Consider the following 12,091-nt stretch of genomic DNA (forward strand, 5'->3'; position numbering starts at 1 on the left):
TGACGTTTGCAGTCCTTGCACTGGTAGTTCTGCTTGCCATAGCTTTTTTTGCCGTTTTTCTTTAAACTGGGACTGTGACAGTCGGGGCAATTGATCTGTATTTGTGTCTTCATAACCTCAAATATATCATCTTGCTTCGGCTGTCACCCTTCTTTTATTACTCCAGCATACTTTTTGATACACCACCAAAATATAAATGATATCAACTATTTTTGCGGCTCATTAAGCTATTGGCGACCCATGCTGGCCCAATTAACAAAAACTGTAGATCTTTGAAGAATGAAGGCTTTTCTCCTTCGATTTTATGACCGACAAACTGTCCGATCCAAGCGACAATGAATATACCTGCCCAAACTTTGAAGCCTAAAGGTAACAGCGCCATCACAGATAAGCATAGTAAGATGAATATACCCATGGCTAAGAATAGTGGCGTAGATAATTGCATATAAAACAATAAAACCAAGGCGCTAAGTACTAAGGTAAACCAGACAGAGAGTGACATCCCGACACCTAACAGGCTGATAAAAATGGTTGGAACACATAGCCAATGAATTTTTTTATTAACCAAGTTTTGATGACTGACCGAATACTCACTAAGCCACTGCTCTAGTGTGCGTTTTGACATCCTCTTTTGCTGAATGCGAGACATACTAACCTCCTTGTTAGTAATGAAAATGTAACCCTATCTGAATGTTTAGGTAGGGACTGCTATCAGTTGTATCATTAATCAGAGCACATCACCATACGGTCTGATAGACGGCTCAGTCAAAACCGATGGCATTATTTACTTTTATGCCTAAAACTGTTGAAGTGTTTTTAAGCTAATTTGGTTGAATATAGCTATTAGCCTTGTTCACTGCGATGCCATTCATATAGGCCAATAAAAGAGTTTATTTGATATATCATTGTTTGAATGGCGAAAATATAGTTGCCAGACATAAGGTTGACGATGAGCCAAACGAAATTGACGATAATCCATAACCACCAGTTAAAAGAATAGCGCAAAATCATGGCTGCTTGCGCTGTGATGGATAGTACAAAAGCAATAACATTGATCCAAAAAAAGGAAATGAAGCCTAAAAATTTACTATTATCATCTTCAACTACTGCATAACCATAGCTTGCCAATAATTCGTTTACGGTAGGAAACAGTGCAAGCCCAATGATTATAAAAGCTGCGGTAATCAACCAAACAGCTTTGCTCGCAGATTTAGGTATCATGTCACCATCGGGGTCAGTATGTTTTGACCAATAGAAAATGCCATAGACGTGGGTGAAGAAATTAAAAAGTGGTGCGAGCATCAAACCCACGGCACCTGATGTTGCTTGAACCACCACTTCACCGGCGGTTGCGCCCATGCCAAAGCCATTACCCATGATGTTTTTGCGAAAAGATAGTGACACCACGCAAATCAAACCGATGAATGAAACTGCCAAATAAAACCAGTCAAGGGCAGTGTGGTCTGTGGTGAACCAAAAACCTGTAGATAAGGCAATCACACCACAAATGAACCACGTTATAATCCATTGCATCGCCCACTTTCCAGTGATGTTATCTAGTAACTGAATACGCATAAGGTTTTCATCCTAAAATGAGTAATAATAGCGGTAACACCTACCAAAATCTTTCGTATTACCACGTTTTTGATTTTATAATTTTTTATTATAGATATTTTGATCTATAAGACGTAATGCTTGTTGATAACGTGCATCATAGTCAGTCTCATCAATCATGTGAGGTTGAATATTATGACGATGAAAGATATCGATGAGTCGTTGCTCAAAACGTCCACGTGCTGCAGGTGTGCCTAAAGAGCGCATACCATCATCAATCCATGGTGTGCTATTGCTCAACATAATCGTATGGTCTAAATGAAACTCGTCAATACAAGCTGATACAAAAGGGTGGGTACGATTTTCGTACTCTTCACAAAAAGCTTGAGTCGTCACAAAGTCTGTATCAATTATGGTGACAGGTGCCGTTGCAACAGCAGTAGCATCGCGAATGGCTTGTGCATGATGAAGGGTAATGGGTGCATAATCACTATATTGTAGAGCAACTTCACTACCACCCAAATCTGTACCAACGTACAGTCGTCCCATTTCTAGTACAAATCTGGCTCCATAATAGTTGGCCAGCTTATGTACCAATGTTGTCTTTCCAGAACTTTCACCGCCAACAATCGCAACGGTCTTAGTATAATTTCGACGTGCTTGTGGATGAATCGCTGACCAATATGCAACAGGGTTGCGAGCGATAGCAAATGAGTCAAATTCAGGTTGCAGTGCAGTGGTTACTACTGGTATTTTTAGTTGTTTTTGAGTATCACGTTGCGCTAATGGGTGGTTTTCTGCCAAGAATAATACAGAGTCTGTTGGTAAGTTGAGCGCATCTGCCAAGTGCTGTAATTTAGCATTACTAAGAGGAATATTGATCGTTACGTCATCAAAGCTATCATGCAACGGAAGCTCAATTTCATGGGTGGTATGAATATGAATAAAAGGTAAGTCGGCACAAGCCATTTGTAGCCAGCGCGCCTTATCTTGCAAAGTGATGGTGAAATCTGGATGTGGTGAAGGATGTGCCGTAATGACAATATGCAGAACCTCTGCTTGTCCTGCCGCATCTAAAATACTGCGCATTTGTCCTAAATGTAGAGGCTCAAAATGCCCAATCATTAAGCCAGTATCGTACATAGTTATTCCTATAATGCTATTTATCTATTTGAGTAAGCCCAAAAATAACACAATCAGCAAAGTAAAGTCGTAAGGGTTTAGCAACAAAATCCATTCTGAAACATTTTGAAATAAATATTTAAAATCAGTAAGTTATGAGGTGTTATGAGAGATTAGGGCAAGCTTAGGTAGCATAAACTCACAAAGTACTAGTACATCATCAACAGATCTAGTTTTAGGAGTTGATATACTGGATCTCAAGTTAGAAATATAAAGTAAATTATCAATAGGTTTAAAAAACAAGCAAATAAAAAATAAGCAAAATAACTGTAAATAAAAAACGATAAAAATAAGCAACAGTAATAAAGAAAATAAAGAGGTATTTGATTTGGCTAAATTAGCAAAATTGCATCGCTCACAGAACAATCGTATGCTAGCAGGTGTGATGGGCGGCATTGCAGAATATGTCGGTTGGTCGCCTACTTGGGTGAGATTACTGTTCGTAATTATCTCATCATTGAGCGCAGCAGTCCCTGGTATTTTAATTTATATTATTCTTTGGATAGTAATGCCAAAGGCAACCAACGAGTCCTACCAATAAAAGCAGCTCCATTAAAAAACAAAAAGCCTGATTAATCAGGATGCTACAGACATGCTTTTCCTCCTGCCCAGATGCTCGCGCGTTTGGGTATTTTTTTATCATGATTATCGATATAAGAACGTGCTTCCGTGACATATGGGTCATATAACCAGATATTTGGGTCAATATAATAAAATTAGTTGCGGTAAATATGGATAAAATAGTCAATTTTTAGTAAGGTGAGCAGGCAAATAGAGTCGTTGCCAAATAGGCTATACGAGTGCTATCAATATTTTATTTAATAATACTAATTCCACAGTGGCTTTACTATGACAACCCAAAATATGACATCCCAAGCAAAAGAGTCTCAACCGATGACTTTTCAAGATTTGATCCTAACCTTACAGAATTATTGGGCGGCTAAGGGCTGTGTGGTTTTACAGCCGTATGATATGGAAGTCGGTGCGGGTACCTTTCATACAGCGACGTTTTTACGATCGTTAGGTCCTGAGCGTTGGAATGCAGCTTACGTGCAGCCATCTCGTCGTCCTACCGATGGTCGCTATGGTGATAATCCAAACCGCTTACAACATTACTACCAGTTTCAAGTAGTGTTAAAGCCCAATCCTCCTAATATTCAAGAGTTGTATTTAGATTCGTTGAGAGCCATTGGTATAGACCCATTAGTACATGATGTGCGTTTTGTCGAAGACAACTGGGAATCACCAACGTTAGGTGCGTGGGGTCTTGGTTGGGAGATTTGGCTAAACGGTATGGAAGTCACGCAGTTTACCTACTTCCAGCAAGTAGGCGGTATTGAGTGTTTTCCAGTAACTGGTGAGATTACTTACGGTCTTGAGCGTTTGGCGATGTATGTGCAAGGCGTCGATAGTGTTTACGATTTGGTGTGGGCAGACGGTGAGTTTGGTCGTGTTACTTATGGCGATGTTTTTCATCAAAATGAAGTTGAGCAGTCGACCTATAACTTTGAGCACGCTGATGTGCCAATGATGGGTCAGATGTTTGATTTTTATGAGCAGCAAGCAGATAAGCTGGTCACGGAAGGTTTGCCACTACCAGCCTATGAGATGGTGCTAAAAGCTTCGCATGCCTTTAATTTACTTGATGCTCGCGGTGCAATTTCGGTCACAGAACGTCAGCGCTTTATTTTGCGCGTACGTACACTGGCGCGTAAAGTAGCCTTTGGTTATGTCGAAGCACGTGCTAAGTTAGGTTTTCCACTGGCTGACGAGGCACATCGTCAAGCAGCACTTGATAAGTATTTGCCAAAACAAGATGTGGCAGATGAAAACTCAGGTAACAAGCAATCTACTAATAATAAATAGGAGCATCCCATGAGTACCATTTTATTTGAACTGGGGTGTGAAGAACTACCTCCAAAAAGCTTAAAGTCATTACGTGATGCATTGCAAGCAAGTGTTGTTGATCAATTAAAAGAAGCTGACATTAGCTTTGATAGTATCAAGGCTTTTGCTGCACCGCGCCGTTTGGCCATTCAGATTCAGGGTATTGGCGATAAACAACCTGATCGTAGTGAGCAAAAACGTGGTCCCGCGATCAAAGCAGCCTTTGATGCTGATGGTAATCCAACACGTGCAGCGATGGGTTTTGCCAAAGGCTTAGGTATTGAGGCCAGTGAGTTAATAACGATCAATACTGATAAGGGTGATTATGTCGGTTATGAGCAGACCATTCAGGGTCAGGCGACGACTGAATTGCTACCCACCATTTTTCAAACAGCATTAGACAAGCTGCCGATTGCTAAGCGTATGCGCTCAGGTGCAAGCCGTAATGAGTTCGTGCGTCCGGTACAGTGGGTTGTGTTAATGCAAGACAGTACTGTCATTGACGCCACCGTCCAAGGACATCAGGCTGGTACGCAAACCCGTGGTCATCGCTTCCACAGCCCTGACTACCATGATATTGCTCACGCCAATGACTATGAAGATTTGCTCGATGGCTTAAAAGTTGTGGCTGATTTTGATAAGCGTCAAATGCTTATCAAAAACCAAGTCAAAGCATTAGCGGACGAAGTCAACTCAGATGCTATCGTACCGCAGGCATTGTTAGATGAAGTGACGGCATTGGTTGATTTCCCTGTTGCTCTACGTGCTAGCTTTGAGGCGCGCTTTTTACAAGTACCACAAGAAGCACTTATCTCTACCATGCAAGCCGATCAAAAATATTTTTGCTTGACGGATAAAGACGGAAAATTGCAGCCTTACTTTATCTTTATTACCAATATTGAGTCAAAAGATCCCAATCAAATCATCGAAGGTAATGAGAAGGTCGTACGTCCACGTTTGGCTGATGCAGAGTTTTTCTTTTTACAAGATCAAAAGCAGCCATTGTTTGCATTGACAGAGAGTCTCAAAAACCGTGTATTCCAAGATAAACTGGGTACAATTTGGGAAAAGTCTGAGCGTATCGCCAAGCTTGCTGCATTTATTGCTGCCTTGCTGCAACAGCAAGGGCGTGATATTAGTATCGATGAAACGGTACGTGCGGCTATTTTGTCTAAAGCTGATTTGGCCAGCTCATTGGTTGGTGAGTATCCAGAGTTACAAGGTATCGCCGGTACTTATTATGCTCGCCTCAATAATGAGCCTGAAGCCGTAGCAGCCAGTTTAGAAGAGCAGTACTTGCCTAAATTCAGTGGTGATGTATTGCCACAGACGCCGATTGGCATCTGCTTGGCATTGGCAGATCGCTTGGATACGCTCATTGGTATTTTTGCGATTGACCAAGCACCGACGGGTTCAAAAGATCCGTTTAGCTTACGTCGTTCAGCGATTGGTATCCTGCGCATTCTCATCGAAAAACAGTTACCGATTAATTTGGTCGCGCTCGTTGAGCAAGCTACTAAAGGTTATAGTACAGCAGACGGTAGTAAAATTGCCAAAATGGGTGATACCTTTACCCAAGTCATGGCATTCTTAAACTCACGCTATCGTGCCATGTATACTGAGCAAGGCGTAAGCGTTGATACCATCCAAGCCGTGCAAGCAATTAATCCGCATATGCCGCTAGATTTTGATCAACGTATTCGTGCGGTACAAGCCTTTAGTGAGCTGTCACAAGCGTCAATGCTAGCCGATTCGAACAAACGTGTTGCCAACATATTAGCTAAGTCAGAAGTAAGCGTGGCTGATAATGTTGATGAGGCCTTGTTATCTGAGCCTGCTGAACAAAATTTATATGCCAGTGTGCAGCAAGCGCAAACAGCGGTACAACCGCTGCTAGAACAAGCTGACTATACACAAGTATTGCAAACGCTTGCCAGTCTAGACGAGCCATTGACGCAATTCTTTGATAATGTCATGGTGAATAGTGAAGATGCTGCACTAAAAAACAATCGCTTGGCATTGTTAAAGCAAGTACGTGCGTTGTTCTTAACTGTGGCTGATATCAGTGAGTTACAGCTGTAATTTTTCGATACCGATATAAGTACGAATTAATAAACGTATGACGTATTATCTGATACAGAAACTGGCCCAAAGTGGCCAGTTTTTTATGCTGTATAATGGCACTTAAGGAGCTCGCCAAGTTAATATTCTATCGTCATAATTGATGGTTGTTTTATACTATAGTCAAATCCATATAAATCCGCTACATCGTCACCCTCGCTGACCATACTAATGTATAGCTTGCACTCGGTTTCCTTGTATCGAAATTATTTGAACTCAACTATATAGTCAATCCTCATCCAAGGAGTACTGCCGTGTTTGCTGTTATTATTGTAATCCTTATTATTTGGGCGTCGATGTGGGCTTTTTATAAGTTTATGTACCCACGTCCACCCAAAAGCATGATGCCAAAAGAAGGTGATGTGACCACGCCACGGCAGTGTAATTTTTGTGGTAATAGCTTGGCTGAATATCGCGGTGTACTTGAAACCAAGCCGAACTTGCCAGCAGATAGTAATACCGAAGTCAGTCAGCAGTTGTTTTTTTGCAATTATGAGCATCAAGCTGATTTTCATGCTGGAAAGGTTTATAACGCTAATCATTAAATAGGTTTAGATTGATGTGTTTCTGATTGAACATAAAAAAGCGCTTCGCTTTGATAGGCTAGGCGCTTGTTTTTAAAGGTTCTATTTGTCTACAGAATGGAATGCGCATCCTTGATGATTTTGTTAAGTAACACTTTAGATTGTATGTCTTGCTGTTTGCGATCTTCTTCCGTTTTTTGATTAGCATGGATTTTTTCGTAAAGGTTTAAGCAGCATAATACCAATAGGCTTTCTTGGTTGAGACTGGGTGCATCTCGCTTGAGATCTAGTGCGTAGTCATTAATATAAGAAACGGCTGAATGTAGCTCTTCTTGTTCGTGTACGGGACAATAGATTGGATAGGTAACTCCAGCAATAGCAATATCTACTTTTTTGATTTGTGGTTCAGCATTTGTTTTTGTCTTAGCGCTTGGTTGAATAGAAGTGCTTGGTCTGATTGAGGCAGTTGCTGTTGCTCTCTGTGGTTTTAACTCACGATTTGTTGCCTGATTTTTTGGTAGCTGTTTTTCTATAGATTTTTTGTGGTCATCGGTCATGATAAATCCTACAATGTCTGGTCAGTAAGGTGAGTAATAAAAAATATTACCGTTATAATTTTGGCTTAATTTATAAGAATCAATGGTTGATTGCTCTTAATTATTACCCTTCTACTTGATCAATATGGGTTAATCGTTTTAGTACGACTTGTGTGCGCTCAGCCGCTAGTTGGTTCTTTTTTTGTAGTTCAATGTTTTGTTGTTTGATATCGCTATACTGCTGCTTTAATTCACCATTGTGCCGCTGTAGTTCGCTATTTTTTTGTTGTAACTGGCTGATTTGCTTTTGTAGTTTGTCCTGCTCTTCGCCAATCATATGATGTGCTTCTGCCAGGTTTTGATAGCGTTTGTCTAGATCGTTCAGTTGTTTTTTGGCTCCTTCACGTTCTGTATGGCTGGTTTGTAGTTTGGTTCTCAGAGCCGTAAGTTCCTGTGGGTCGACGACAGGATTTTTTTTGAGGCTACTAAGTTCAGCACTGACAAGCTGATACTGTTTTTTGATGTCGAGTACCATTTTTTCTAATATTTTAAGTTGGTCATACATAGTCAGTTTTTATCCTTAACAAGTAAGCGTGAATGAATTTTGTTCTCTGCGTTTAATAATGCCATAGGTGACCGCATAATATCTATATTAACAAAGTAATTCACATATTAAGTTCGGTCTTTTTATTTTTTGCTTTCTTTTTCTCCTTCTCTTTTAAGTAATATTCAATCACTAGGACATCTATTATGAATGACAATATCTCTGGCTGGAATACTTGGCTGACCGCGTTTGACAACTGGAACGACGTGTCTATTAGTGAGGTACATGGCTTGATGACAGGGCTGATGACAGCTTGCAATGCACCAGATGAGACGGTATGGGCTCAGGTGTTTGAGGAGCTGAGCTTTGCGGCATTACCAGAGTCTGCACTGACGTTATTAACCGAAGAGGCAGAAGACACTGTTTTTCAACTGAAAGACAAAGACGATGCTTACGCTTATATGCCACTGATACCTGATGATGAACATGACTTGTACGAGCGTGTGATAGCCTTGAAACAGTGGGCTAATGGCTTTATGACAGGCTTTGGTATCACTGATTGCAATATTAGCGCAGACGAAAACGAGATGCTATCGGATTTGGCAAAGATTGGAAGTATTCGTTTAGCAGATGATGAAGATTTTGAAGGTGGCGAAGAGTCTTATCTTTATATTTATGAATTTGCGCGTATGGTGCCAGTTATCTTTGCTACCCGTAAACGCAAGTCTGTCAAAGACATTGCTTTGATTTCTGGGCTGGCTATCGATGCTAAGACGACCAAAGAGTTACAAGCAGAAGGTAATCTGCCAAAACCAATGCCACCAGTGATTGATATTATGAATCAAGATAGCCCTTCATAAGGCGAAGCGGGCACATAGAAATAAGGATGTTTTATGGCTATAAATGACAGTAACGATAATGATAGGCAGACTATGTCTCATGCCAGTTATCCTGCAAACAGTATAGGTTGGCTCTCTCGTTTGATAGGATTTGATACGGTCAGTCGCTATTCGAACTTGGCTTTGATCGAAGATGTGCGAGCCTACTGTGAGCAGTTGAATCTCATGGTGAACCTGACTTTTAATGAGGCTAAAAACAAAGCTAATTTGTTTGTCACGGTGCCAGCAGGAGAGGATGGCGACAAGGTTAATCACGGCCTCGTGCTCTCTGGTCATACAGATGTAGTGCCTGTCGATGGGCAGGATTGGGCGTCAGAACCATTTGATGCAACGATTCGCGGTGATCGGTTATATGGGCGCGGTGCTTGCGATATGAAAGGCTTTATCGCTTGTGCGCTTAATTTATTGCCACAGGCCGTTCAGTTGTCAAACAAGGGTCAGCTACGTCGTCCACTGCATTTGGCATTGTCGTTCGATGAAGAGGTTGGCTGCTTAGGTGCGCCATTGATTTTAGCAGACCTAAAAGCGCGCGGTATTACGCCTGATTACTGTATTGTGGGTGAGCCAACCAATATGGCGATGGTGGTCGCGCATAAAGGCATTGCGGTTTATCGTTGCCGCGTACATGGTAAGTCCGCACATTCATCGCTGACAGCGCAAGGAGTTAATGCCATCAGTTATGCCAGTCGATTGGTTGGTTATGTCGATACATTGGCAGAAACGCTCAGTACTCGTGATGATGGAGATGCACTGTTTGACGTGCCTTATTCAACGATATCTATCGGTACGATAAAGGGTGGTACCGCGACCAATATCGTTCCTAATCTATGTGAGTTTACCTTTGACTATCGGAACTTACCTCATATGACCCAAGACGATATCCTAGTGCCGATTCAAGCAAAGGTCGATGAGCTGACACAGCAAATGCAAGCACGTGCACCAGAGACGGGTATTGAGCTGTTACGAGAAGTCAGCGTACCGGCAATGACCGATAAGGACAGTGCCGAACTGCAAGCACTGGTAGCTGCACTGACTCAAGATCATGAGCGCCACAAGGTTGCTTATGCGACTGAAGGTGGGCAGTTTACCAATGGGGGTATACCAACGATTATCTGTGGCCCTGGTAGTATTGAGCAGGCACACAAAGCAGATGAGTATGTTGAGCTAAGTGAAATAGCGCGCTGCGATGAGTTTTTACAGAAACTGCTAGATAGCTGTACGGCTCAGTAGCCTATGCAGCAGTAGAAGCGTTATTTGTAAGATAGATGAGTATATAGCACACCGTCTCAATGGCGGTGTGTTTTGTTACATGTTATCCAGTTTATTTGAAACGACAAGGTAAGGGGTTGGTTGATGTCTTGGCATCTGTTTGCAGTGTTTTTCGCGAGTACATTTTTTATCTCAGCGACTCCTGGCCCCAATATGCTACTAGCATTTCAGTATGGTATGAATTATGGGGTGAAACGAACGCTATGGACGCTGGCAGGTCTGAGTGTTGGTCTATTTATACTACTATTATCTACATTGCTTGGATTGGATGTCATCAGTCGACAGTCGCCTTGGTTGCTTACCGTTATCAAAGCAGTAGGAGCATTATATTTAATCTATTTGGGCGTCACTTCGTGGCGTGATGCGAGTAGTAGTAGCTTGATGAAAGACGCTCGTGAGATGAGTGAGGAGGTGGCGGCGGAATACTCCATTTCTGACAGTCAGGATACGCTTGGTAAGCCTCAGGCTCGCTCACTCTCCAGTGCAGCAGTTAATATGGCACCAAGCAATACGCGCTTATTTCGTACGGGCGTGTGGGTGTCATTGTCTAATCCAAAAGCCATTTTATTTTTTGCAGCATTTTTTCCTAAATTCATCAATTTTAGTGCGCCGTTATGGCCGCAATATGTCTTGCTCACTATCGGTCTGTTTTTGAGTGAGACAATTTGGCAAACTATCTATACGCTAGGTGGTAAGAAGCTAGCAAGTTGGCTCGATATAGGTAATCGTTTGGCTTGGCTCAATCGTGGTTGCGGGGTGATATTTATTATTATTGCTGCGGCTTTATTGGCTGAAGTATTCAAAAGTTTAATGGTTTAAAAAATAATATAACTTTAAATTAAAGCGCTTAATTAAATGTACGTATCCTATGTTTTTTCTATAAAAATATAAATTAATTATTGACTTTAATTTTTAAATCGTTATTATTACCTCATTGATTTATAGCGCTTGTCTTTACAAGCGATAAATTGTCCCAATTAATCCGCTACTGTCATCTATGACAACTAGCCACAACTATGGAGGAATCATCGTGTCCTATTTAACTATTAAGACGTTTTTAAAGATTGAATGTGTAAACTACCTGACAGCAATGACGACTTCGCAAAGGTGTGGCTAAGCTTGTAAGTCAGTTGTACATTGATTTTCTATCTATGATTATCAAATAACAACTTGCTATATCTGCCCAATTTATCCCTTTTCTAAGTCCATTGTCCAAGATTGCTCTGCAAGCGTGTTAAGCGATTTTGCACCTACTGTTGTCTGTTTATCTAACATTCCTCTTTATCGTTATTGCTAATAAAGCGACTCAGGCTATGGTTTAGCTGTTGCTTTTCCATGCGTATAGTATTTACGCTGTGGCTGACGGTTTTGATTTATATCACCCTTCTTTAAAACGTCCATTATAAATAAACCATATTTTTTATTAGTTTTATAACTAATAAAAAACGGTATTTTATTGTCTAAATTTTATGAGTTATTAAATAATTTTCTTATTAAACGTTTTGTTTAATTGAGATAGGTATAGTCAGCTCAAAATAAAATTGTTATGGTTAGGGCAAACATCATAAAACAATT

Annotated in this window: 13 protein-coding genes; 7 read left to right on the top strand and 6 right to left on the bottom strand. The window is 41.0% G+C overall.

All coding sequences use genetic code 11. The features are described from left to right. The 4 genes from EI164_RS10795 to nadR all read right to left on the bottom strand — a co-directional run. The coding region (locus EI164_RS10795) for an IS1 family transposase (RefSeq protein ID WP_192519804.1) at positions 1-113 on the bottom strand (113 nt) is incomplete at its 3' end. 89 nt (positions 114-202) lie between these two features. Continuing rightward, entirely contained in the window at positions 203-649 is a 447-nt protein-coding gene (locus tag EI164_RS10800) for a DUF962 domain-containing protein (protein ID WP_192519970.1), read from the bottom strand. A gap of 194 nt (positions 650-843) precedes the next feature. Further along, positions 844-1,575, bottom strand: a complete 732-nt coding sequence (gene pnuC, locus EI164_RS10805; protein ID WP_192519971.1) for a nicotinamide riboside transporter PnuC — start codon at positions 1,573-1,575, stop codon at positions 844-846. 75 nt (positions 1,576-1,650) lie between these two features. Beyond that, the gene (nadR, locus tag EI164_RS10810) at positions 1,651-2,697 is read right to left on the bottom strand and encodes a multifunctional transcriptional regulator/nicotinamide-nucleotide adenylyltransferase/ribosylnicotinamide kinase NadR (protein WP_192519972.1); all 1,047 of its coding nucleotides are present in this window, start codon (positions 2,695-2,697) and stop codon (positions 1,651-1,653) included. A 367-nt stretch (positions 2,698-3,064) separates the two neighbouring features. Between nadR and EI164_RS10815 the strand changes: the two genes are divergently transcribed. The 4 genes from EI164_RS10815 (at position 3,065) to EI164_RS10830 (ending at position 7,289) form a co-directional block, all read left to right on the top strand. After that, on the top strand, positions 3,065-3,277 hold the full coding sequence (locus tag EI164_RS10815; RefSeq protein ID WP_192519973.1) for a PspC domain-containing protein: 213 nt from the start codon (positions 3,065-3,067) through the stop codon (positions 3,275-3,277). 308 nt (positions 3,278-3,585) lie between these two features. Then, a complete protein-coding gene (glyQ, locus tag EI164_RS10820; protein WP_413038458.1) occupies positions 3,586-4,602 on the top strand; it encodes a glycine--tRNA ligase subunit alpha in 1,017 nt (338 codons plus the stop codon). Positions 4,603-4,611: 9 nt separating this feature from the next. Next, positions 4,612-6,705 (top strand): glycine--tRNA ligase subunit beta, encoded by a 2,094-nt coding sequence (gene glyS, locus EI164_RS10825; protein WP_192519974.1) that lies wholly within the window; start codon positions 4,612-4,614, stop codon positions 6,703-6,705. 293 nt (positions 6,706-6,998) lie between these two features. Next, complete coding sequence (locus tag EI164_RS10830; protein WP_318779541.1) at positions 6,999-7,289, top strand: hypothetical protein; 291 nt, start codon at positions 6,999-7,001, stop codon at positions 7,287-7,289. Between the two features lie 89 nt (positions 7,290-7,378). Here the strand turns inward: EI164_RS10830 and EI164_RS10835 are convergent, their stop codons facing one another. Continuing rightward, positions 7,379-7,825, bottom strand: a complete 447-nt coding sequence (locus tag EI164_RS10835) for a cell division protein ZapA (RefSeq protein ID WP_192519975.1) — start codon at positions 7,823-7,825, stop codon at positions 7,379-7,381. Positions 7,826-7,928: 103 nt separating this feature from the next. Further along, complete coding sequence (locus EI164_RS10840) at positions 7,929-8,369, bottom strand: hypothetical protein (RefSeq protein ID WP_192519976.1); 441 nt, start codon at positions 8,367-8,369, stop codon at positions 7,929-7,931. 185 nt (positions 8,370-8,554) lie between these two features. On the opposite strand from EI164_RS10840, the gene EI164_RS10845 reads away from it, so the two are divergent. The 3 genes from EI164_RS10845 (at position 8,555) to EI164_RS10855 (ending at position 11,335) form a co-directional block, all read left to right on the top strand. After that, complete coding sequence (locus EI164_RS10845; RefSeq protein ID WP_192519977.1) at positions 8,555-9,208, top strand: UPF0149 family protein; 654 nt, start codon at positions 8,555-8,557, stop codon at positions 9,206-9,208. Positions 9,209-9,241: 33 nt separating this feature from the next. Then, entirely contained in the window at positions 9,242-10,477 is a 1,236-nt protein-coding gene (argE, locus tag EI164_RS10850) for an acetylornithine deacetylase (protein WP_192519978.1), read from the top strand. A 123-nt stretch (positions 10,478-10,600) separates the two neighbouring features. Then, the gene (locus EI164_RS10855) at positions 10,601-11,335 is read left to right on the top strand and encodes a LysE family translocator (protein WP_192519979.1); all 735 of its coding nucleotides are present in this window, start codon (positions 10,601-10,603) and stop codon (positions 11,333-11,335) included. Positions 11,336-12,091 lie beyond the last annotated feature (756 nt).

Origin of the sequence: Psychrobacter sp. FME13 (genome assembly GCF_014861395.1) — a bacterium.
GTDB lineage: Bacteria > Pseudomonadota > Gammaproteobacteria > Pseudomonadales > Moraxellaceae > Psychrobacter.

Coding starts and splice junctions, on each gene's coding strand:
- nadR (WP_192519972.1), bottom strand. CDS start 2,697: ATGTACGATACTGGCTTAATGATTGGGCATTTTGAGCCTCTACATTTA.
- glyS (WP_192519974.1), top strand. CDS start 4,612: ATGAGTACCATTTTATTTGAACTGGGGTGTGAAGAACTACCTCCAAAA.
- argE (WP_192519978.1), top strand. CDS start 9,242: ATGGCTATAAATGACAGTAACGATAATGATAGGCAGACTATGTCTCAT.
- glyQ (WP_413038458.1), top strand. CDS start 3,586: ATGACAACCCAAAATATGACATCCCAAGCAAAAGAGTCTCAACCGATG.
- pnuC (WP_192519971.1), bottom strand. CDS start 1,575: ATGCGTATTCAGTTACTAGATAACATCACTGGAAAGTGGGCGATGCAA.
- EI164_RS10800 (WP_192519970.1), bottom strand. CDS start 649: ATGTCTCGCATTCAGCAAAAGAGGATGTCAAAACGCACACTAGAGCAG.
- EI164_RS10840 (WP_192519976.1), bottom strand. CDS start 8,369: ATGTATGACCAACTTAAAATATTAGAAAAAATGGTACTCGACATCAAA.
- EI164_RS10855 (WP_192519979.1), top strand. CDS start 10,601: ATGTCTTGGCATCTGTTTGCAGTGTTTTTCGCGAGTACATTTTTTATC.
- EI164_RS10845 (WP_192519977.1), top strand. CDS start 8,555: ATGAATGACAATATCTCTGGCTGGAATACTTGGCTGACCGCGTTTGAC.
- EI164_RS10835 (WP_192519975.1), bottom strand. CDS start 7,825: ATGACCGATGACCACAAAAAATCTATAGAAAAACAGCTACCAAAAAAT.